At 61.4% G+C, this 22,474-nt stretch carries 19 protein-coding genes and 1 pseudogene; 8 read left to right on the top strand and 12 right to left on the bottom strand.

Annotated elements, in window-relative coordinates; genetic code table 11:
• Window positions 1–345 (top strand): VIT1/CCC1 transporter family protein (locus tag QN347_RS14700; RefSeq protein ID WP_323494100.1); only part of this gene is annotated, 345 nt, incomplete at its 5' end.
• Window positions 346–429: 84 nt separating this feature from the next.
• Here the strand turns inward: QN347_RS14700 and QN347_RS14695 are convergent.
• Entirely contained in the window at window positions 430–1,614 is a 1,185-nt protein-coding gene (locus QN347_RS14695) for an acetate/propionate family kinase (protein WP_322162163.1), read from the bottom strand.
• 373 nt (window positions 1,615–1,987) lie between these two features.
• On the opposite strand from QN347_RS14695, the gene QN347_RS14690 reads away from it, so the two are divergent.
• The 4 genes from QN347_RS14690 to QN347_RS14675 are packed head-to-tail and all read left to right on the top strand — an operon-like array spanning window position 1,988 to window position 7,368.
• A complete protein-coding gene (locus tag QN347_RS14690; protein WP_322162161.1) occupies window positions 1,988–4,408 on the top strand; it encodes a phosphoketolase family protein in 2,421 nt (806 codons plus the stop codon).
• Window positions 4,405–5,448 (top strand): class I fructose-bisphosphate aldolase, encoded by a 1,044-nt coding sequence (locus tag QN347_RS14685; RefSeq protein ID WP_322162159.1) that lies wholly within the window; start codon window positions 4,405–4,407, stop codon window positions 5,446–5,448. The genes QN347_RS14690 and QN347_RS14685 overlap by 4 nt, the downstream gene beginning before the upstream one ends.
• Entirely contained in the window at window positions 5,445–6,080 is a 636-nt protein-coding gene (locus QN347_RS14680) for a histidine phosphatase family protein (RefSeq protein WP_322162158.1), read from the top strand. The genes QN347_RS14685 and QN347_RS14680 overlap by 4 nt, the downstream gene beginning before the upstream one ends.
• Entirely contained in the window at window positions 6,067–7,368 is a 1,302-nt protein-coding gene (locus tag QN347_RS14675; RefSeq protein ID WP_322162157.1) for a glycoside hydrolase family 130 protein, read from the top strand. The genes QN347_RS14680 and QN347_RS14675 overlap by 14 nt, the downstream gene beginning before the upstream one ends.
• Here the strand turns inward: QN347_RS14675 and QN347_RS14670 are convergent.
• Both QN347_RS14670 and tpiA read right to left on the bottom strand, forming a co-directional pair.
• Window positions 7,316–7,648 (bottom strand): hypothetical protein, encoded by a 333-nt coding sequence (locus tag QN347_RS14670; protein ID WP_322162156.1) that lies wholly within the window; start codon window positions 7,646–7,648, stop codon window positions 7,316–7,318. The two genes, QN347_RS14675 and QN347_RS14670, sit on opposite strands and share 53 nt — an antisense overlap.
• Complete coding sequence (tpiA, locus tag QN347_RS14665) at window positions 7,645–8,463, bottom strand: triose-phosphate isomerase (protein ID WP_322162155.1); 819 nt, start codon at window positions 8,461–8,463, stop codon at window positions 7,645–7,647. Before tpiA ends, QN347_RS14670 begins: the two co-directional genes overlap by 4 nt.
• A 353-nt stretch (window positions 8,464–8,816) precedes the next feature.
• Here tpiA and lptB point away from each other — a divergent pair, with 353 nt between their 5' ends.
• Window positions 8,817–9,596, top strand: a complete 780-nt coding sequence (gene lptB, locus QN347_RS14660; protein WP_416194519.1) for an LPS export ABC transporter ATP-binding protein — start codon at window positions 8,817–8,819, stop codon at window positions 9,594–9,596.
• Between the two features lie 102 nt (window positions 9,597–9,698).
• Here the strand turns inward: lptB and QN347_RS14655 are convergent, their stop codons facing one another.
• The 4 genes from QN347_RS14655 to QN347_RS14640 all read right to left on the bottom strand — a co-directional run bounded on the left by QN347_RS14655 (window position 9,699) and on the right by QN347_RS14640 (window position 13,556).
• On the bottom strand, window positions 9,699–10,031 hold the full coding sequence (locus QN347_RS14655) for a chaperone modulator CbpM (RefSeq protein WP_322162154.1): 333 nt from the start codon (window positions 10,029–10,031) through the stop codon (window positions 9,699–9,701).
• Window positions 10,028–10,996: a DnaJ C-terminal domain-containing protein gene (locus QN347_RS14650; RefSeq protein WP_322162152.1), complete on the bottom strand. Its 969-nt coding sequence runs from the start codon at window positions 10,994–10,996 to the stop codon at window positions 10,028–10,030. The genes QN347_RS14655 and QN347_RS14650 overlap by 4 nt, the downstream gene beginning before the upstream one ends.
• Window positions 10,997–11,006: 10 nt before the next feature.
• Window positions 11,007–12,503, bottom strand: a complete 1,497-nt coding sequence (locus QN347_RS14645) for an FAD-binding protein (RefSeq protein ID WP_322162150.1) — start codon at window positions 12,501–12,503, stop codon at window positions 11,007–11,009.
• A 147-nt stretch (window positions 12,504–12,650) separates the two neighbouring features.
• The gene (locus QN347_RS14640; RefSeq protein WP_322162148.1) at window positions 12,651–13,556 is read right to left on the bottom strand and encodes an NAD(P)/FAD-dependent oxidoreductase; all 906 of its coding nucleotides are present in this window, start codon (window positions 13,554–13,556) and stop codon (window positions 12,651–12,653) included.
• 283 nt (window positions 13,557–13,839) lie between these two features.
• Between QN347_RS14640 and QN347_RS14635 the strand changes: the two genes are divergently transcribed.
• Together QN347_RS14635 and dnaK are read left to right on the top strand one after the other, a co-directional pair.
• Window positions 13,840–14,436 carry a nucleotide exchange factor GrpE gene (locus tag QN347_RS14635; protein WP_322162147.1) on the top strand — a complete coding sequence of 199 codons (597 nt, stop codon included), beginning with the start codon at window positions 13,840–13,842 and terminating at the stop codon, window positions 14,434–14,436.
• 110 nt (window positions 14,437–14,546) lie between these two features.
• Window positions 14,547–16,457 carry a molecular chaperone DnaK gene (gene dnaK / locus QN347_RS14630; RefSeq protein WP_322162146.1) on the top strand — a complete coding sequence of 637 codons (1,911 nt, stop codon included), beginning with the start codon at window positions 14,547–14,549 and terminating at the stop codon, window positions 16,455–16,457.
• Window positions 16,458–17,006: 549 nt separating this feature from the next.
• Here dnaK and QN347_RS14625 read toward each other — a convergent pair.
• From QN347_RS14625 to QN347_RS14605, 5 genes and pseudogenes are all read right to left on the bottom strand, one after another.
• A complete protein-coding gene (locus QN347_RS14625) occupies window positions 17,007–17,459 on the bottom strand; it encodes a hypothetical protein (protein ID WP_322162144.1) in 453 nt (150 codons plus the stop codon).
• A gap of 166 nt (window positions 17,460–17,625) precedes the next feature.
• Window positions 17,626–18,942 (bottom strand): glycosyltransferase family 4 protein, encoded by a 1,317-nt coding sequence (locus QN347_RS14620; protein ID WP_322162142.1) that lies wholly within the window; start codon window positions 18,940–18,942, stop codon window positions 17,626–17,628.
• Between the two features lie 392 nt (window positions 18,943–19,334).
• On the bottom strand, window positions 19,335–21,707 hold the full coding sequence (locus QN347_RS14615) for a heavy metal translocating P-type ATPase (RefSeq protein ID WP_322162140.1): 2,373 nt from the start codon (window positions 21,705–21,707) through the stop codon (window positions 19,335–19,337).
• A gap of 47 nt (window positions 21,708–21,754) precedes the next feature.
• Complete coding sequence (locus QN347_RS14610) at window positions 21,755–21,988, bottom strand: hypothetical protein (protein ID WP_322162138.1); 234 nt, start codon at window positions 21,986–21,988, stop codon at window positions 21,755–21,757.
• A gap of 220 nt (window positions 21,989–22,208) precedes the next feature.
• A pseudogene (locus tag QN347_RS14605) lies at window positions 22,209–22,474 on the bottom strand (hypothetical protein); the annotation flags it as partial.

Here is a 22,474-nt window from a genome sequence, read left to right as displayed (position 1 = left end):
TCGCGTGAACTGATGGCCAAGGACGCGCTCGGTGCACATGCGAGAGACGAGCTGGGAATTACCGCAACGGGCATCGCAAGACCAATTCAGGCTGCTCTTACATCGGCTGCCACCTTTACGTTCGGGGCGTCATTGCCGGTCATGATCGTTATCATCGCGCCGCCAGCAACGCTCATTGTCGCAGAATCAGTCGGAGCACTTGTGTTTCTCGCCGTTCTTGGTGCGGTTGGAGGGGTAACGGGCGGCGCGAACGTCTGGCGGGCCATGGCGCGCGTCACCTTTTGGGGCGCGCTTGCCCTCGCGGTTACTGCGAGCATCGGGCGTCTGGTGGGAACCACGCTATAGGGTTGCGGCGGTCTTGGCGGATCCGCCGCCCCGCTGCGACCGCCTCCGCGCATGGCGATCACGCTTCTACGAGCGCGCTCAGCCTCAACGATTTGTCTCCAAGTGGCGAAAAAGAACCGCCCGAGTGTGTTGCGCGATCATCGCTTCCTCGTCAGTGGCATACACTAACACCTTGATCTTGCTGTCCGTCGCGCTGATCTGCCTCGCGTTGGCGGCATTGGCTACATCGTCAAGGACGATGCCCAGCCAAGCAAGACGTTCACATACAGCGGCGCGGATAACAGCGGAACGTTCACCGATCCCGGCCGTAAAAACGAACCCGTCGATCCCGCCAAGTGCGCTCGCCATACCCCCGGCCTCTACCGCAATGCGATAACTGAACAGGCGTATCGCTTCGACTGCGCGCGCATCGTCGCTAGCCAGCAGAATACGCAGGTCCCCGCTGATCCCGGACACGCCAAGGAGCCCTGATTGGTGATAGAGCAAATCTTCGATCTCAGACGGACTGCGGCCTTGGCGCGCGAGATAGAGCAAAACGCCTGGATCGATGTTGCCGCAGCGCGTCGCCATTAACAGGCCATCGAGCGTGCTAAAGCCCATCGTCGTCGCAATACTGACGCCGCCGCTGAGCGCGCAAAGGCTTGCCCCCGCACCAAGATGGGCGATGATGACCCGCCCCCGCGCCAGATCTGGCGCGTCTAGTGCAAGTCGGTTTGCAATGTATTCGTAGGAAAGTCCGTGGAAGCCATACCGTCTTACGCCCGCGTCCCGCAGCGCGCGCGGGACCGGCACGATCTGAGCTTCGATCGGCATATCGTGATGGAAGGCGGTGTCGAAGCAAGCAACTTGCGGCAGGTCAGGTCGCATTTTGAGGATCGCGCGCACGGGTGCCAGATTGTGCTGCATGTGCAGGGGATCGAGCGGTGTCAGTCCGTCCAGGGAATCCAGCAAATCGTGGGTGATGAGGGTGGGCTCGACATGGTCCACGCCACCATGCACGATGCGGTGGCCTGCACTCCCCAACCCGTCGCGGCCAGCATGATCGTGCAAGATCTCAAGCAAATCGCTCAAGATCACTGCAAAGGATGCATCGTCGGCCGGCCAGCGCCGCTCCACCACGACTCGGCCCGCTACATCGCGTGCGGCGAGGCGGGGGGCCCCGTCGATGTCTTCGATCTCGCCGCGAAGTGTCGGAATGAGCGCTTCGTCGAACAGCGCGAATTTGAGGCTCGAAGATCCCGCATTCAACGTCAGGATCGATCCGGTCATAAGTAGCTCCTGACGACATTCGCGCATGTGCGGGGCACGCGCAGGATGGAACGCTCCGGTTATGCCAAGATGCTATAATGGCGCGAGGGTCGGAATTTACCCAACTGGCTTGGCGGTTCCACCGCCTCAGGGCCGGTGAGAAAGCGGGTTATCAAGTTTGACGTCGGCAGGGACCCGACGGACGATGAGATGACTTGCAAGGTCGTCTTCTCGCTCGTGCCGTCAAAACTGCACCGGAAGCTCCGAAGGCACGTCGTGAGTAATTTCCGATACTGCGATCGAGAGCCAATTACGGCCAATGCTATGCCTGAGACGATCCCGGCGATGCAAAGCCACGACGCCGGGACCTGCCCTTTCGCGGAGCCGCAATCCCATGGACGCACATACTATCGACCGAGTACCGCCGGCCCTTGTCGACGTCTCATCGCCGGTCCCGAAATCCTATCTTGGGCCTGAAGAGCGTCGTCTTACCAACGCCTATTGGCGCGCGGCCAATTATCTTTCGGTTGGGCAGATCTATCTCTTTGATAACCCGCTCCTGCAAGAGCCGTTAAAGCTCGCCCATGTGAAACCCCTGGTCGTGGGACATTGGGGAACGACGCCGGGACAAAATTTCATCTACGTCCATCTCAACCGTGTGATCCGGGCCAACGATCTCAATATGATCTATATCGCGGGCCCGGGCCATGGCGGTCCAGCGATCGTCGGCAACACCTATCTCGAGGGAACCTACAGCGAGTTCTTCCCGAACATCACACCGGATATGCCCGGGCTCAAAAAGCTGTTCACGCAGTTCTCGTTCCCGGGCGGCATCTCGAGCCACGTCGCACCGACGACCCCCGGGTCGATCCATGAAGGCGGCGAGCTCGGCTATTCGCTGAGCCATGCCTTCGGCGCGGCATTCGACAATCCCGACCTGATCGTCGCCTGCGTGATTGGCGACGGAGAGGCGGAAACCGGGCCGCTTGCCACCGCCTGGCATTCGAACAAGCTGCTGAACCCGATCAGCGACGGCGCGGTTCTGCCGATCCTGCATCTCAACGGCTACAAGATCAGCAATCCGACGATATTCGCGCGGATCGATGGCGACGACTTGGCCTATTTTCTCGAGGGCTGCGGCTGGTCGCCGCGCTTCGTCGAGGGGAGTGACCCCGACGCTATGCACCAGCGCATGGCTGAGGTGATGGATGTGGCGATCGCCGACATCCGTCAGTTGCAGGATGATGCACGCACCGGCAAAACAACGCTCCGCCCGCGGTGGCCAGTGATCGTCCTGCGCTCGCCCAAGGGCTGGACCGGCCCCAAAGAAGTCAACGGCGTGCCGATCGAGGGTACGTTCCGCGCGCATCAGGTACCGCTCCTCGTCGATGGCAAACATCCGGACCATGTGGCGCTGCTCGAAAGCTGGATGAAAAGCTATCGCCCCCAGGACCTTTTCGACGAAGCGGGCAGCCTGCTTCCCGAACTTGCCGCCCTCGCGCCCAAGGGCGACCGGCGGATGGGCGCCAACCCGCACGCCAATGGCGGAGCCCTGCTTCGCAATCTGCGGATGCCGGACTTTCGCGCCCATGCGGTGGCGGTGGCGACACCCGGAGCGGTAATCTGCGGAGATACGCCGGTGCTCGGCCAGTTCCTCCGTGACGTGATTATCGCGAATCCCGACAATTTCCGTGTATTTGGCCCCGACGAGACGCTGTCCAATCTGCTCGGCGCCGTGTTCGAGGTGACCGATCGCCAATGGGACGCTGCGATAGAACCCAATGACGAGTTCCTCGCGCCAACGGGTCGCGTTGTCGACTCGATGCTCAGTGAGCATCAGTGCGAAGGCTGGCTCGAAGGCTATCTACTGACGGGCCGTCACGGTTTGTTCAACAGCTACGAGGCGTTCATCCGCATCGTCGATTCGATGGTCGGGCAGCACGCCAAATGGCTGAAAGTGTGTAAGGAAATCCCGTGGCGGCGCGATATAGCCTCGCTCAATATCCTCCTCGCGTCGCACGTCTGGCAACAGGACCATAACGGCTTCACGCATCAGGATCCCGGTTTTCTCGATCACGTCGTCTCCAAGAAGGCCGATATCGTCCGCGTATATTTGCCGGCGGACGCCAATTGCCTTCTGTCGGTAGTCGATCACTGCTTGCGCAGCCGCAACTATGTAAACGTCGTCGTTGCCGGCAAGCATGCGCTGCCGCAGTGGCTGTCGATCGAGGCTGCGGTCACGCATTGCACGCAAGGGATCGGCATCTGGAGCTGGGCGAGCAATGATCAGGATTGCGAACCCGATCTCATCATGGCCAGTTGCGGGGATACGCCGACGCTCGAAAGCATGGCGGCGACCTCGATCCTGCGCGGTGCCTTGCCCGAGCTGAAGGTGCGGGTCGTCAACGTCGTCGACCTGATGAAGCTCCAGCCCTGCACCGAACATCCTCATGGCCTCAGCGAGCGCGCGTTCGACTCGCTGTTCACGCGCGACAAACCTGTGATCTTCGCCTTTCACGGCTATCCGGGGCTCGTCGATCAGCTCACCTGCCATCGCGCCAATCGCAACATACACGTTCACGGCTACCGTGAAGAAGGCACAATCACGACGCCGTTCGACATCCGCGTGCAGAACGGCCTCGATCGTTTCAGCCTGGTCATCGACGCGATCGACCGGGTGCCGCAGACCGGCAGCCGGGGCGCCTATCTCCAGCAAGCGATGCGCGACAAGCTGGTCGAACATAAGCATTATATCGACCGCCACGGCGAGGATTTGCCAGAGATACGCGACTGGACCTGGCGGACCCCGGCATGAGCGTCGCCAAGCTCGCTGGGCTCGCCGTGCAGATGGTGGCGCATGGCAAGGGCCTGCTCGCAATCGACGAGAGTATCGGCACCTGCGATCGACGCTTCGCGGCGCTCGGTATCGCACAGACTGTCGACCGCCGGCGCGCATGGCGAGATCTGATCGTTACGACGCCCGGTCTCGGCCAGTCTATTGGAGCCATCATCCTGAACGAGGAGACGATCCGCCAGACGACGCTCGCAGGTGTGCCGTTCGCGGCGGCAATCCGCGATGCGGGCATCATTCCTGGCGTGAAGGTCGATTCCGGCACGATCGAGCTCGCCGGGCACGCGCCCGAGCGGATCACCGAAGGACTGGATGGGCTGAAAGCGCGGCTCGAGGCCTTTGCCGCGGTGGGCGCACGGTTCGCGAAATGGCGCGGCGTCATCACGATTGCGGCGGATATCCCGACGCGCGGCTGCATCGAGGCCAATGCGCAGACGCTCGCGCGCTATGCCGCGATCTGCCAGCAAGTCGGACTCCTCCCAGTGATCGAGCCGGAGGTCTTGATGGACGGTCCGCACGACCTGGCCCGCTGCGCCGTCGTAACCGAGGCGGTCTTGCACGCCGTCTTTCGTCACGCCGACGAACAGGGTGTGGCGTTGGAAGGGCTGATCCTAAAGCCGAACATGGTGCTCCCCGGCTCGGACTGTCCGGACCAATCCGACCTTGTCACGATCGCAGACGCGACCGTCAGGAGCCTCCTGCGGGCGGTACCTGCTGCCGTTCCGGCGGTCGCCTTTCTATCCGGCGGCCAGCCGGGAGCGCTTGCCTCGGCGCGGCTCAATGCGATGAACGACCGATTCAAAGCGCGAATTCCGTGGCAACTGAGCTTTTCCTTTGCGCGCGCAATCCAGCAGCCGGCGCTGGAAATATGGAACGGGCGCGATGAACGGGCGGAGGCGGCGCAAGCAGCGATCGCGCACCGCGCGATGTGCGACCACGCTGCGCGTTGCGGTACCTACGATGCGTCAACGGATGTCCCACTGATCCGAGCGCAGGCCGCGTGACACCCGCGCTCCCACGACTGTTCCTGATCCGCCATGGCGAAACCGAATGGTCCCAATCCGGGCGGCACACCGGCAGGACCGACCTGCCCCTCACCCCGCACGGAACAACGATTGCCGGTGAGCTGCGGGCCTATTTGGCGGGCTTGGATTTTTCGTGTGTATTGACGAGCCCGTTCGAGCGCGCCCGCAGCACGTGCGCACTGGCAGGTTTAGCCACGCAGGCCCAGGTCTCAACCGATCTGTCGGAATGGGATTACGGCGACTACGAAGGGCGAACGACGGTCGAAATCCGTGTGCAAGCACCCGGATGGAACGTGTTTCGCGATGGCTGCCCGAACGGCGAAACGCCGGCGCAGGTCGCCGAGCGGGCGGACAATCTTATCGCACGTCTGCTTGAGCTGAGCGGTGACATAGCGCTCTTCTCACACGGCCAGTTCGGGTGTGTGCTGGCGGCGCGGTGGATCGGACTGGCCGTCATCGAAGCCCAGCATTTTGCACTGAATCCAGCATCGGTGAGCGTGCTCGGACCGAAGTCAGGCCACCCGGCGCTGTCCGTCATCAGCCAATGGAATGGAGGCTCGGCAGCCCATTATAGCCTCGCTGCTAACAAGGACACGCATGCCCGATCATGACTTCGTGGCACACGTGCCAATTACCTTGCATGCCGATCCATCGCGCGTCGTCATCCGGCCGTTCATGCCCGCCGACGATCAGGCGCCCTTCATCTCACCCACGCAATCGCGCGCGCAGCGCATCACGGATCGGGTGCTCAGTCTCGACCCGGCGGGTGTACACAAGGACCTCACCTATTTTACAGCCAACCTCGCCAGACATCACCGCGATGTCGAGGATGTCCTGCTCCGTCGCTTCCACGATGTAGAGGGGCTGGTCATCGACCCTGGCTCGATCAACGCCGAACAGTCACTGCTCATCGGCGCCTATTTTTGCGAGGAATATTCGTTCGAGGCAGCGGCGCTGTTCAACCCGAGCATCGTGCCGCATCCTGACCAGACTGGCGTTTCCGACGGGGAGCTGAGACTGCTCCTGTCGCTGCGCGGCGTCGGCGAGGGCAACATCTCCTCGGTGACGTTCCGGACCGGCCATTGTTCGAAAGATGGCACGCTGACGATCGATCCGCCGAGCAAACAGGCGATCTCGCCGCGCATCAAGCTGATCCCGGGCGGGGAGCCGGACGATCCCGGCGTACGGCTGTTCTGCGAGGAGGCGCGGAACCCTTCCGAAATCGTGATCTTCCCGGTGACGCCGCCGCAGCGGCACGGCATCGAAGATCTTCGCCTGGTCCGCTTCGTCGACGATGACGCAAACGCGACATATCTTGGTACCTATACGGCCTTTAGTGGCGGCGGCATCCGGCAGGAGATCCTGCGCACCGTCGATTTCAAAACGATCGATCTGACCGCGCTGCGAGGTCCCGGCACAGATAACAAGGGCATGGCGCTGTTCCCCCGCAAGATCGCCGGGCGCTACGCCATGCTCGGGCGGCAGGATCATGAGAATATCTGGCTGCAATATTCGGACGATCTCTACCGATGGGAAACGGGCGTGAAGATCGTCGCGCCACGCTATCCATGGGAATTCGTCCAGATCGGCAATTGCGGATCGCCGATCGAAATTGCCGAAGGCTGGCTCGTCATCACGCACGGCGTCGGCGCGGTCCGAAACTACTGCCTCGCCGCGTGCCTGCTCGACAAGCATGATCCTTCCAAGCTTCTTGGACGGCTCAGCAGCCCCCTGATCCGGCCCGACCCGTGCGATACGGACGGCTATGTCCCGAACGTCCTCTACAGCTGCGGTGCGATGGTCCACCAGCGCACCCTGCTCCTGCCCTATGCGATCGCCGACAGCTTCACGACCTTCGCAAGCGTTCCGCTCGACCAACTGCTGGCGGCCATGGAATAACTTCGGCCTTCACGTAGCTCTCAAGCGCTTTTTGATCTGCCTTCCAGGTCGCGATGGCATCGGAATATGCTTTCGCAATGAACGCGGAAACAGGTCCGATTCCCTGCACAAGGTCGGCCTCACTGAGCCCCGCCTGTGCGGCTTCTTTCCTGAATTCACGGATCGGCTCATCATAGATTGGCGGATCATTCCACGAAAAGGGACCGATCTCGATGTTGTCGGCAACCCAGCCCGCAGCGAAGATCGAGGCTTTATCGGAAAGAGAAAGGGCGGCAGTCATGGTGTAGTCCTTGAGTGAGCAGGCACCGGGGTGGGAACGGACATCTCAGTCTCGACATTTGCCAGATTCACGGTCTCGGCCGCGCGAATTATGCCATTGAAATCTTGCGCCCTCAGGCTGGCACCGCCGACGAGCACGCCACCGACCTCCGGCAGGATGAGGATGGTCCGCACATCGGCCGGCGTAATGGATCCTCCGTAGAGGATCCGGATCCGGTCACCATCCTTGCCCATCAGTCGCGTCAATAGCTGACGGAGGTGCCGATGGATTTCGGTGACGTCTTGCGCATTGGGGGTCCGACCGGTCCCGATCGCCCAGAGCGGCTCATAGGCGATGGCGCTGCCGGCAAGAAGTCGCCGATCCGCCGGAAGGCTCGCCTCGAGCTGCGCCGCGCAATCCTGCAGCGCGGTGCCTGCGTCGCGCTGGACCTGGGTTTCGCCGATACAGATAATCGCAGCAAGGCCGGCCCGTCCGGCAGCAGCCGCCTTTTCAGCGACCACCGCGTCAGTTTCGTGATGGTGGCGCCGCCGTTCAGAATGGCCGACAATGACAGCGTCTGCGCCCGCATCCTTGAGCATTTCGGCGCTGATATCCCCTGTGAAGGCGCCGGCGGCCTCGACGGCACAATCCTCGCCGCCAATGGCGAGGTATCCGCCGCTGACCGCAACTGCGCGCGCAATGAGCGTGGCCGGAACGCAGATGAGGACGTCATTCGTGCCTGCGGCGGTCCTCGCGTACTGCGCTATCGCCACCAGTTCTCCGAGTTGGTCGGATAGCCCATGCATTTTCCAATTGCCGGCGACCAGAAATGACATTCGCTCTCGCCCTGTATCGTTTCCGACCTCGCTCGGATTGCCACGGATGGTTCGGGCATGAAGCGGTCGGAAACTACTCACGCGCAGCCTAGAGGACCGGTTTCGGCTTTGAAGTCCTCCTGCCAACCGACTGTCGGCTAAGCTGATCAGTCGCAAACCATGCGTATTTGCCGAGGCTCGCGGGCCTCAACCTCTTCGCCTAGCATTGTAGGTGTGGCATCCCTGCCCCGACTTGCCCGGTTCGCGAAGCGCCCTCGAAAACCAACGATCTTTTCTGTCGGGCGCGCATCGAAAGGCTCGATCTGTTTGGACCATCAGCGCTTTGCAGATCCCCACCAAGACGGGATACCTCTCTGAGCGACGCCCCCTCCGCTAGGAGCCTTGTCTCACCCGAAATCGCACACCCTTCGGTCCCCGATCTGTCGGTCATCGGAATTGGGAAATCCTACGGCGATCGCATCGTTTTGCAGGATATCTCGCTCAATGTTTCGCACGGCGAGGTGGTCGGGCTCCTCGGACCTAACGGAGCAGGGAAGACCATCTGCTTCTACGCAGTGATCGGCATTATTGCCGTCGATCAGGGTCGCATCCTCCTCGGCACCACGGACGTTACCGGCCTGACCACACCCGATCGCGCGAAACTCGGTCTGGGATATCTGCCCCAAGAGTCATCAATTTTTCGGGGCATGACCGTCGCGGAGAACATTACGGCGGTCCTGGAACTGGTCGAGGACGGCCCGGAGCAGCGCCGCGTCGCTCTTGAAGGGCTTCTTCACGAATTCCGGCTCGAGCATGTCCGCGATACGTCCGCGATCGCGCTTTCGGGCGGAGAGCGCAGACGCTGCGAGATCGCGCGCGCAGTAGCGGCTCGACCGTCTATTCTCTTACTCGACGAACCCTTTGCCGGCGTCGATCCGCTATCGGTCATCGACATCAAGACAATGGTGAAGGATTTGAAAAAGCGTGGGATCGGCGTGCTGATCACCGATCACAATGTCCATGCGATGGTCGAACTCGTCGATCGCGCCTATGTCATATATGAAGGCCGCATGCTCTTTCAGGGCAGCCCCAACGCCTTGGTTGCAGACCCAACGGTTCGCCATCTGTACCTCGGGGACGATTTCACGCCTTGAAGGCACTTTCTGAACCAATTGCTGAAGGAGCTGACGCGACGACGTGGCTGGTCTTCTCTTGCGTCTGCCCATGATCAGCTGATCAAAGACTAAGGTTCAGCCTCATCGCCAGGACCGCCGCGCGGCAATCACTTGAAGTGCCCGGTGCAGGTCGACAGGCTCCGTTTCAGCGATTGCGACGCCAATCTCAAGGAGGTGGCGGCGCACGTCATAGAGTTGATCGAGCAGCAAGAGGACGACGGGCAACGCGGCCTCGTTGACGTCCAGTTCCTGGCGCAGTTCGTAGATAAGATGTACGCGCGCAATATCGATTTCTTCGAACACATATCGCCCATCCGCGAGGTCGGGTTTGACCCAGCTGTTGGCGATCCACCGCGCCAGATCCGCGTCTTCGAGGCCGTCGACATCGCGGACAAGTACGTCGAAGCTCATCATGCCACGCTCTCCATTTTGCCCCTCGGATTGACGACGTCGTGCGGTTTCCAATCCCTGACGAAATCGTTCAGCGCGTCATCGGGTTTGCCGATCATGACGCGGAGCGTCGCATAGAGATCGCCCGCGGTATGGCCCGCGGATTGTGGAACACCCCGACCGCGCAGCCTGAGTTCAATCCCGCTATCGGACCCGGGCGGGATCTGCATCTTGACCGGGCCGCGCGGGGTTTTCACCTCAACTGGACCACCAAGGACAGCTTCCGACAGCGATATCGGCAATGTCAGTGTTATGTCCCGGCCCCGGCGCTCGAAGAAGGGGTGGGGTGCGACGTGAATTTCGATGAGCGCGTCACCGGCCTTCCCCCCATTGCGACCGGGTCCGCCCTGCCCGCGTAGCCGCATCACCAGCCCTTCAACGGCTCCCGGTGGGATCTTCACGTCGAGAACACGACCGTCAGGCAATGTGAGCCGGCGTGTTGCGCCGTTGACGGCTTCAAGGAAGTCAGTCGTGAGGACATAGCGCTCGTCGCTGCCATCGCTCCGAAACGCGCCACCCGGTCGCCTGCCACCCCCGAACATCGACCCGAAGATGTCGCCAAGATCGTCGGCGTCCCAGCTCCCCTGCCCGCCCGCTCCTCGGCTATAGCGATCACCGGCGGTGCCGTCGGCATGCTCACGGTAGGACGGGCGCTGTGCGCGCTCCTGCCCCGCCGCGTCGATTTCGCCGCGGTCATATTGCGCGCGCTTCTCGGGATCGGACAGCAGGGCGTTGGCGGCAGCAATCTGTTTGAAGAGGTCTTCGGCCTTGGGACGGCCGGGATTGAGGTCGGGATGATGCTGCTTGGCAAGCTTGCGATACGCCTTGCGGATAGCGTCCTGGCTGGCGTCGCGCGCGACGCCGAGCGTTTTGTAGGGGTCGTCCACAATTTCCCTTTCCGCGACGGCTTCGGCGCCAATCTTGCGCAATCAACGATGCTTAAGCGGGCACCGCCACGCGGTCTTCGGCTACGGCGGGAGTGATGGACCCCTCCTTCGACGCATTCATCCCAGCAATGCGCCCAAAGGCGAAACACTCGCCGATATTGCCGCCGCCCTGGTAGAGAAACGGGTAAATCGATCCGAGTTCACCCGCCGAGTAGAGGCGACCGATTGGCGCCCCGTCGGATCCGATCACCCGCGCCTCCTTATCGCGCCGAGGGCCGCCCTGTGTATTGACCAGCGCCGGGGTCAATTCCATCGCATAGAAAGGCGGCGACACAAGTGCCGCCAAGCTGTCTGGCGTCCGCCCCCAGTCGTGATCCTTGCCCTGCCCGGCTGCCTCGTTGAACCGGCTGACCGTACGCTCCAGAGCCTCGGGCGAAATGCCGATTAGGCGCGCGAGCTCTCCCACCGTATCGGCTTTCTCGATCCAGCCTTTTTCGATCTCCCGCAGATTGTCGTCGCTCCAGTCGTAATGGTTGCCGTGAACGACATCCCAGTCGGTGGTGGCCTTGCCGATATGCCCGGACAGTCGGTAGGGCTCGTCGAAGATCATATGGATTGGCGTCGGCAGCGTCTGCTGTTGCCACACACCGTGTCGCTCGACCTTGCCGTGAAAGTCGCCGACCGAGCAGGGCTCACCCTCCATCGTGAAGCGGGTGCCGTCCGCTGCCACAAAGAGATAGCTCCTGCCGTGCGGAAGGTTCAGCCATTGCGCCACCGGGATCTCCGGTGCCTTGAATGCGAGGATGGGGCCCGAGATATTGTTCATGTGCCACAGCTCCGCACCGATCTCGGACGCCATCCGGATGCCGTCGCCGTTATTGTAGGGCGTCCCGACCGGATAGAGGTTCGGTAGTCCATCGACGAAGGTCCGCAGCATCGTCGGATTGGCCTCGAACCCGCCACAGGTCAGGATAACGGCGCGGCGCGCGCGGATGGAAACGCTTTTGCCGTCACGCTCCGCGATTACGCCAACGACGTCTGCGCCATCCTTGACCAACGCGAAGGCAGGCGTCTGATAGGAAATAGCGATCGGTCGGCGCGCGACGGCTTCCTCGATCACGCGCCACAGGCGCTCGCCCCCGATCGGTCCATCGCCATTTTTCAGGACGCGGACGCATGCCGCACCGTCTGCCTGCGGGAACTCCACATAAGGCATCTCTACCGGCGTCATGCCGAGGCCCTCGAGCCATGCCTTGTTCGCATGCATCTCCGTCGCCCAGACCGCGATCATGTCGTCTGGAATATTGTCGAGATACGGCCCGGCAAGCGCCCTGAAATAGGCAGCGCCCTGTGCGACGTCGGAAGGCCAGAAGACGATGTTGGCGGACACCCGGCTGTTGCCCCCCTTATGCGCCTCGGGTGCCTTTTCGAGCAGGACGACTTTCGCACCCGTGTCACAGGCCGTGATCGCGGCGGTCGCACCAGCAAAGCCATAACCGATGACGACGATATCGGTCTCTTCGTCCCAGGTGGTGGGTACATCGATCATCGTGTTTCCATCTCGGTAGTGGGACCATCTGAGCGCCCGGCGTCCGGCAAAGGCGCCGAATTCGTTCTGCAACGTTGCGAGTGCGGACGATCGTTCGAAAGCGTCGGAAACTACCTACGCGGGTCGCCGTGATCCCGGTCTGCCGCTTCAGGCGGCCGGCACCATAGCCAACGCATTGTGGACGGCGGTCGCGGCGATAGCCGCCTCGCCGTTTGCGACGCTGATCTGGTTGAGCCCGCGCACAAGGTCCCCGGCAGCATACAGGCTCGTGACCGACGTTTCCTGATGCGCGCTGACAAACAGACGGCCCGCATCATCCATCCGCGCTCCGAGCGAAGCGGCCAGATCGCTTTGCGCGGTCGTACCGAACGCCGTGTAGACCACGTCAAAGCTGTGGGATTGGCCATCAGCGGCATAGAAAGCGGCAACGCCATGCTCCTGCATCTCGATCGCCTCAGAGCCGATCTGCAGGATTTCGATGCCGTTCTGGATCAACTCCTCGTGCATCGGATAGGGCAAGGCGGCATCGCCGACCAACAGTAGCGTCAGCTTGCTCGAATAGGTTCTGAGGAAGAGTGCCTCCGCCGCGGCATGGGGGCCGTTGCCCAGCACGGCGATGCGCTCGTCCCGGCTCTCATAGCCGTCGCAGATAGGACAGGTCCGGATCAGACCACGCTTAACGGCATCGGCCAGATGCGGCACCGGCGGCTTGTTCTCGACCACGCCGGTTGCGAGGATAACGGTCTGCGCCGAGATCGTTCGACTATCCAACTCCGCGAGAAATCCGTTCTCGTCGCGCCAGCGCAGCGTGCGCACATAGCCCTTGTCCGGGGCGCAGCCATAAAGCTGCGCCTGCTGCCGCAGGCGGTCATGATATGTCGGACCGGAAATTCCTTCTGGAAAGCCCGGGATATTGTGGCTTAGCGTGATCCATTCGGCGCGACTCCACCCGCCGTCGATCACTACTACCCGGCGCTTGAACCGCGCCAGATAGAGCGCCGCGGTCAGGCCCGCAGGCCCGCCACCAATGATAAGACAGTCTAGGGTAGGCATTTTGCAAACTCCGATACGCGGCGAGCGGAGGGCCGCTAAGTCTGCTTCGGGTTGGCTGCATCGGGAATTCCCCGGAAGCGGCGGAAACTACCTAGTCGATATCGCGAACAGAACGAACGCTCTCTGCCCCCGGGCGAAGACCGTCCGACGACAAGGTCACACTGGCATCGCAGCCGATGCGTAGTTTCCGATCCTGCCGGAAGAGCTTTTGCTTGGCCTACATCCAAGGGGCCGGTTCGCGCACGCTCCTAACGCGCTCGCCGGGTTTTGCAGGGATGAAATGATGATCAACGATCACGAGAAAAACCTGCAGGACGCGGACATATCCCACGAAGACACCGTATGGACCGAACCCACCGGCGCAGGTGCTCCCGATACCGCGCCGGCTAGCCAGATTGTACACCTCGAAACAGCGCTTGCCGAAATGCGCGAGCGCTGGGTTCGCTCCGAGGCAGAGAATGCCAACGTCCGATCCCGCGCCAAACGGGAGTTGGACGACATGCGACACTTCGCGATCGAGGCATTCGCGCGCGATGTCGTAGAGGCTGCCGAGAATCTCCGGCGCGGGCGCGAGACATTGCCCCCGGTTTCGGATGCGGAAGCTCCGAGCATCGCCGGAATACGGGCAGGCTTGACCGAAACCGAGCGGGGCTTTGTCGCCCTGCTCGATCGGAATGGAATCAAGCGGGTCGATCCTACCGGCACCGCGTTCGATCCAAATCTGCATCAGGCGATGGCGGAGCTGGTCGCCGACGGACAGCCGCCGGGTACGATCCTTCAGGCGCTCTCGCCCACCTGGACGCTCAACGGCAGATTACTGCGCCCGGCCATGGTCGTCGTCGCCAAACCTCCAACCGACAGCCCCGCACAGCCTCACTAGACGATCGACCGAATCAGGTTTGCGACCTCTCGCCCGATCGCTCCCGACATAGCTTCCGCCACCTCAATTTGCCCCTCCCCCTGCAGCAGCCAGCCATAAGGACCACGATCATGAGCAAAGTCATCGGAATCGATCTCGGCACCACCAATTCGTGCGTCGCCGTCATGGATGGCAAGGAAACGCGGGTCATCGAGAACAGCGAGGGTGCGCGGACCACGCCCAGCATCGTCGCCTTTGCCGAGAACGGCGAACGACTCGTTGGTCAGGCCGCCAAGCGGCAGTCGATCACCAACCCGGCCAACACGATCTATTCCGTCAAGCGTCTGATGGGACGGCGGTACGACGACCCGGTCGCAGCGAAGGACAAGAGCCTTGTCCCCTACGCCATCGTCAGTGGTGACAATGGCGATGCCTGGGTAGAGACGCGTGGCCGGAAATATCCACCATCGCAGATTAGCGCGTTCATCCTGGGCAAGATGAAAGAGACGGCCGAGGCCTATCTCGGCGAGGCCGTGACGCAGGCGGTGATCACCGTCCCCGCCTACTTCAACGACGCCCAGCGCCAGGCAACGAAGGATGCGGGCCGCATTGCCGGCCTCGAGGTCCTGCGCATCATCAACGAGCCGACCGCGGCGGCGCTAGCCTACGGATTAGACAAGAAGACCAGTGGGCGGATCGCGGTGTACGATCTCGGCGGCGGGACTTTCGACATTTCGATCCTCGAAATCGGCGACGGGGTGTTTGAGGTCAAGAGCACCAATGGGGACACCTTCCTCGGGGGCGAAGATTTCGACGTCCGCGTCATCGATTTCCTAGCAACGGAGTTCCAGAAGGAGCAAGGCATCGACCTGCGCACCGACAAGCTCGCCTTGCAGCGGCTCAAGGAGGCGGCCGAGAAGGCAAAGATCGAGCTGTCATCGGCCAAGGAGACGGAGATCAACCTCCCCTTCATCACCGCAGATGCATCGGGCCCGAAGCACCTCCTGATCAAGCTGACACGGGCGAAGCTCGAAGCGTTGGTCGACGACCTGATCCAGCGTACGATGGAGCCGTGCAAGGCTGCGCTCAAGGATGCCGGCGTGACGGCGGCCGACATAGATGAGGTCGTGCTCGTCGGCGGAATGACGCGCATGCCCAAGGTGATCGAGGTCGTGCGCGCGTTCTTTGGCAAGGAACCCGCCCGCAACGTCAATCCCGATGAAGTCGTGGCGATCGGTGCGGCGATCCAGGGTGCAGTCCTTCGCGGCGACGTCAAGGATGTGCTGCTGCTTGACGTGACCCCGCTCAGCCTTGGGATCGAGACGCTTGGCGGCGTGTTCACCCGGCTGATCGATCGCAACACGACCATCCCGAGCAAGAAGAGCCAGACCTTCTCGACGGCCGATGACAATCAATCCGCCGTGACGATCAAGGTCTTCCAGGGCGAGCGCGAAATGGCCGTCGACAACAAGGCGCTCGGCAATTTCGACCTTACGGGCATACAGCCCGCCCCGCGCGGCATGCCTCAGATCGAGGTGACGTTCGACATTGATGCAAACGGAATTGTCGCTGTCCAGGCCAAGGACAAGGCCACCGGCAAGGAGCAGCAGATCCGCATCCAGGCCAATGGCGGCCTTGGTGATGCCGATATCGAGCGCATGGTGAAGGAAGCCGAGACAAACGCCGAAGCCGACAAGGTGCGGCGGGGCTTCGTCGAAGCGAAGAACAAGGCAGATGCCCTCACCCATCAGGTCGAACGCACTCTTGCCCAACACGGCGACGGCATAGCCGCCGGTGATCGCGCCGATGGACAGGCCGCGCTCGAGGCGGTCAAAACAGCCATCGATGCGGGTGCCGAACCCGGCCTCATCCAGGCGACCGAACGCCTTACTGAGGTCGCAGCCCGGCTCGAAGACGCCGTGCAAAAGGCCGCTGCCACCGGTCCTTCGGGGGCCGAGGCGACCGAGCCAACCGCAGGCCCGTCAAACGAGCATGCGGTGGATGCAGAGTTCGAAGATGTCAGTCCGGGCGCAGGGCGATGATCCCTGAGCTTCCTGGTGAGCCAGACCCGCCCGTACGGATGCGTAGTTTCGATCACGCAGGCAGAATCTATGATGTTTCTGCCTGCGTGCTGCCCCAGTCACCGCGCACCGTAATCGTCCGGGTGACCTGCAATGGCCAAGGCATCTACTACGACTATCCTGGTGGCGTCCGTACCCAGCAACGGCACGAGGTAACCTTCTTGGGCGAGATCGATGTCATGCATCTCGAGACAATGAATGCAGTCGATTACACGATGGATGACGCAGAGAAGCTCGTAAGGTCGTGGGTATCATGATCCGTCATTCGCGCAGGCGCTGAGTGTCAGTTTCCCACGTCCGCCGGTGGATGTCCGCATACTTTGGTGGCCCAATAGTAAGCGTTGCCGCGAACCTCGAACAAATCGCAGACGGTTCAGAATGAAGCAACGATAGGTAAAACAGCGATTTGGCCTGACCGGTTGCCCCGGTTCGGTACATGTTGCCAACCACAACGCGAAGAGTGCGCCGAAGACGATCCCTTCAGCGCACTCTCGTTGGTTATGGCTGGCGCTAGGACATCTTGATGTGCACGCCGCCAACGCCGAGATTAAGTTGAATTCCGCGCTCGCGGGCGTGGACATTCATCACGACACCGTGCTCGTTCGACATTGTCGAACTCTCACCACCGGCTTTGCCGAGCGAGGCGCCGATAGCTGCCCTGCCATAGGTCCCCGCGAATTCCGACGGTGATTTCAGATGGTAGACTTCAGCTACCCCGTGAACCTTGTCGACTCCGACACCAACGGCTCCAAGACCCTCAACCTTGAAGGGATAACTATGCCCATTATACTTCAAGATTCCGTGGCCCCAGGTGTATCGAGCGCCAACCGCGACAGTTTCTGTGGAGAACGTCGCGGTCGCATTGGGCTGATCTGATCGAGCAGCCGGAGCGGCTATCGCGACGGTTGCTGCGATGGTACCCGCAACGGTAAGTGCGGCGAAAGCCGAATAGAGTTTTTTCACGATCATCTCCAGTTTCGCGGGCACGAACAATCTCGCGGCGCGAGATATCTTCGCTAAGAGGAATGCCTGGCTGCGAGCAGCATCGGAAAGTACTCACCGTGTGTTATGCGGTAATCGCGAGTATTTGGTAGAATTTGGATGAGGCTTGCCGACCGGCAGCGATAGCTCAATAGGAGGCGGCAAACTCGAGCGCGACTTGCCGTGTGGCGCCGTTCGAGAAACCCGCCTGCCGGGCTGTAGAAACCGGAACAGGTGCTGCTGCGGCCGTGATCAAAGCGAAGTGGTCCATCGCATGCCGGACCATATTGTGCCACGTCATGGAGCGGCCGTGCGCGTAGGCAATTTCTGCCGTTTTAGCGCGCAGGGGATTGTCGGTTAGCAGGTTCGCTACGGCCTCTGCCGTACCGGCTACGTCCCCGAACGAAACCAGTTGCCCCCCGCCGTCAGCGAGGAGCTCGCATGCATGGATATAGGGCGTGGAGACGATCGGTTTCCCGAGCCCAAATGCATAAGCGAGCGCTCCAGACGTGATCTGTGCGGGATTGCCGTAAGGCGTGACATAGACATCTGCGGCGGCAATCCGTTCAAGCAGATCCGCTTCGCATAGAAACCGGTTCACCCAGTGCACGTGACCCGCGACGCCAAGCGCAGTCGCGAGCGCCTGCAATCGTTCACGATAGGCTTCGTTCTCGGATGCAAGCAGATGAGGGTGCGTAGCGCCTATGACGGCGTACAGCGCACTAGGGCAACGTTTGAGGATCGCCGGCAAAGCCTCGATCATGGTTTCGATACCCTTCCCTGGAGAAAGCAAGCCAAAGGTGAGGATTGTCGGCCGCTCCTCCAAGCCAAAGCAGCGTTGTGCCAGGGCAGGCTCGACGTAAGCTCGATCCGGTATCCCGTGCGGTATCACCGCGATTTTGGCTGGGCAGACTCCATAGCTCCCTATCAGGATCGAGCGGGCACGCTCGGCCATGACGATCAGAAGCGCGGCACGATCAGCAATGCGCTCTATCACCTCGCGCTGATCGGAGTCGGGCGTTTCAAGCACCGTATGAAGTGATACGGCAAGTGGTATATCGGTTTGCTCAAGTATCTGAAGCAAGTAGCATCCCGCTGGACCGCCAAAGATCCCAAACTCATGTTGAACCCAGATAAGGTCTGCATCGCTGGCGCGGATTGCCTGTGCGGCGTACCTGTAACTCTGGACGTCTGTCTGTTCGATTGATCGGGTAACCGACTCTGGAAAACAGTAGTGCCCCCCCGGATCGACCATTGCATAGTGATCGATCGAGCACTCGGGAAAGCAGGTAACCAGCGCGTCATAAACATGGCTGGTAAACGCCGCCAAACCACAAAGGCGCGGCAGAGCGTTGCCAATCAAGGCGATCCGCGTTGGGCGCGTAACTTTCTTCGAATGACCGGCGGCTGACCCTAGCCCGCCGGTTTGTGGACGCGGCCTACGAATGTCTGCGGCAGCGTACATCCGATGTTCCTTCGACGAAAGGCAAACCGTCGGTCTGGAAACGGCTTCATCAAAACGCTGCTAATTCGGATGACAACGTCCGTGAGGAGCGGTTGTGATCTTGACGCAGCTGGGACCGGACCTGAACCCACACAACATTAGACTTTCATTCCGCGCGATTCGTAGGGTCGGAAACTACGCATCTCGCCCGATGACATAAGCTGGCGGTGCCCAAGGCGCGGGCCAAAACCACCTGTTTCGCAAAACTTTGCTGGATTTTGCGTACGCAGCGACGGTTAGCTGCGCGCGCTGACCAAATATTTCGACCCCTCGAGCCGAATGTACTACGAGCGGCTCAAGCTGGCGGATCATCGGCTTCGGGACTGTGCTGGCCGACAGTGCCGCACCAATACTCATAATTTCGCCCTGCTGAGCCGTAGAGCATTTGTTACGACGGTGAAGCTCGATAGCGCCATTGCCGCGCCTGCGATCATAGGTGAGAGCAACAAACCGGTCATTGGATAAAGCACACCTGCAGCCAGGGGTACGCCAACGCCGTTGAACACGAACGAGAAAAACAGGTTCTGGCGGATGTTGCGCATTGTCGCCTTGGCCAACCGACGAGCTCGCACCATGGCGGAGAGATCGCCGTTCGTCAGTGTCATCCCCGCGCTTTCAATCGCGACGTCGGTACCGGTCCCCATCGCCACGCCGACATCGGCCGCAGCGAGCGCGGGCGCATCGTTTATACCGTCCCCGGCCATCGCCACCCTGGCACCCTTGGCTTTGAGTTCGCCGATGATCCGCGCCTTGTCTTCGGGCTTTAGCCCGGCATGGACTTCGTCGATCCCGCCAATGGCTTTGGCCACCGCCTGCGCGGTGGCCTCGGCATCGCCGGTAAGCATCACGATCCGCAACCCTTCGGCTTTAAGTACGGCAATCGCATCGCGTGCGGATGCGCGGATCGGATCAGCAACCGCGAGCAGTCCTGCAAGGTGCCCATCAATCGCGACCAGCATCACCCCGGCGCCGGCGGCACGATAGCGCTCCCCGACGTCGGCCAACGGCGCGGGGTCGACCCCGATACGCGTCATCTGTGCCGTGTTGCCCACCACCACTACCTTGCCATCGACACGGCCGCTGACGCCAAGCCCCGTTTGGGATTCGAATTGCTCGATCTTGCCCAGCGTCAGCCCTGCTTCCTGCGCCGCGGTCACGATAGCCTGGGCGAGCGGGTGTTCCGATTGCTGCTCCACCGCCGCCGCCGCCGCCAGCAGGGCGTCGCACTCGACGCCTTTGACCGGCTCGATCTCGGTCACCTTCGGCCGTCCTTCGGTCAGGGTCCCGGTTTTGTCGATCACAAGCGTGTCGACACTGTCCATCATCTGCAACGCCTCGGCGTCCTTGATCAGAACGCCTGCGCGTGCACCACGGCCCGTGCCGACCATGATAGACATCGGCGTGGCAAGGCCAAGCGCGCAGGGACACGCAATGATCAAGACAGCGATGGCGTTGAGCAACGCATGGCCAAAGCGCGGCTCTGGTCCGGCGAGATTCCACACGCCGAACGTCAGCACAGCGATTCCCACCACGAGCGGTACGAACCACCCCGAAACGCGATCGGCGATCGCCTGAATCGGCGCTCGACTGCGCTGTGCCTCGGCCACCATCTTGACGATCCGGGCGAGCACGGTGTCAGAGCCGACGGCACGTGCTTCGATGACCAGCGATCCGGTGCCGTTGATGGTTCCCCCCGTCACCAGTGCGGCGGTGTCCTTGAGAACCGGTGCCGGCTCGCCACTTATCATCGATTCGTCGACCGAGGATGTGCCATCGACAACCACGCCGTCCACCGGCACCGCCTCGCCCGGCCGCACCCGCAAGCGGTTGCCGGTTGCAACCTCCGCGAGTCCGACTTCCTCCTCGGTGCCATCGTCGCGAAGGCGGTGCGCGACCTTGGGGGCAAGATTCATCAGCGAGCGGATTGCACTACCGGTCGCGGCGCGTGCACGCAGTTCGAGCACTTGCCCCAGCAACACAAGCGTCACGACTACGCCTGCGGCTTCATAATAAACCGGCACGATCCCGTGCATGTGGAACGATGACGGGAATAGCCCGGGAGCGATCGTGGCAACGAGGCTGTAGGCGAAAGCCGCACCCACGCCGATCGAGACCAGCGTAAACATATTGAGATGCCAGGTGACGATCGACTTCCAGCCGCGATGGAAAAACGGCCCGCCCGCCCAAAACACGATCGGTGCCGTCAGCGCGAGTTGTACCCAAGGATTGATCGCTGGCGGAACGAGCTGGATCCCTATCATCTCCGCAACCATGGAAATAGCGAGCAACGGCACGCTCAGCGCCACGGCGATCCAGGCGCGACGCGTGAAATCTAAAAGTTCCGGGTTGGGCACATCATTTTGCGTGGGCTCCTCCGGCTCGAGCGCCATACCACATATCGGGCACGTTCCGGGCCCGTCCTGCTGAATTTGCGGATGCATCGGGCAGGTCCACACACCGCTCGGCTTTGGCGGGGATACAAGCGCGGGACGGTTGCCGAGATACCCTTGAGGGTTCGCAACAAATTTCGAGCGGCAGTTTGCCGAACAGAAATAATATTGACGCTTTCGGTGCACCGCATGATGCGGCGTCTTGGCTGGATCGACATCCATGCCGCAAACAGGATCCTTGGCCCGGGCAGGCACATAGTCGCCTGCGGTTGGCGGACCACCCAATTTAACGTTGCTGAAAAGCTCTTGGCCGTGTTTGTCCACCCGTCTCGTCATTTCGGCTCTCCAGAGGATTGGGTCGGCGTCTGACGCCATTGGCCCCTTCAATCCCGACCGCCGACCTCGCTTGCGGCTTCGGGCCGAAGCGGCCGACTGCGGCTCTCGTCCAAAAACTCGCGCCCAACATCTTCGTAAGCTGTGGTGATCTCACCGATCACACCGCGATCAGGGGCGTCTGAGGTTCCATTGCGGTTTCGCGCGGAGGGGCGGTTCCGAAACCAGATCAGCGCCAGCACCGATGCGACTGCGACGGCCAAAACAATCAAACGTACCGTCATCCCGAATACTCCTATTAAGAGGTTGGGTCACAGCCAAGCCTGCGCCAAGCAAAAGCAACGCTCGCAACGAAGGACCCCGGTGTGCTTCCCGGGTTAATATGCCAAAGAACTCAAAGCGGAGCCTGCAGGTGCACCACGTCTCGGTCCACCAGCGACCCCGGCCAAGTCAGTTTTCAGCTTCAACCGTCTGATTGATTTTAGCCTCATACGCGTGATCACATCACAAAGCGTAACAGGGTTTGCCCGTGGCCTCGAACGAGGAAATGTTTTCAATCGTTGTTTCTGCGATCGCCGTCAGCGCTTCTTTTGTAAAGAAAGCCTGGTGACCGGTGACCAGAACGTTGCGGAACATCAGTAAGCGCTCGAGCAGATCGTCATGAATCACCGTGTCCGAGAGATCTTCGAAAAACGGCTTTGTTGCATAACGTCGCGAGAGCATAACCGCGCTTTTACTTGAAGATGTTATGAGAGGCGGACGGTCACCGG

The sequence above is a fragment of the Sphingomonas sp. 10B4 genome (assembly GCF_035019905.1).
Taxonomy (GTDB): Bacteria; Pseudomonadota; Alphaproteobacteria; order Sphingomonadales; family Sphingomonadaceae; genus Sphingomonas; species Sphingomonas glacialis.
Note: the sequence above shows the minus strand (reverse complement) of the source record. Positions and strands in the feature narration are given on the sequence as shown.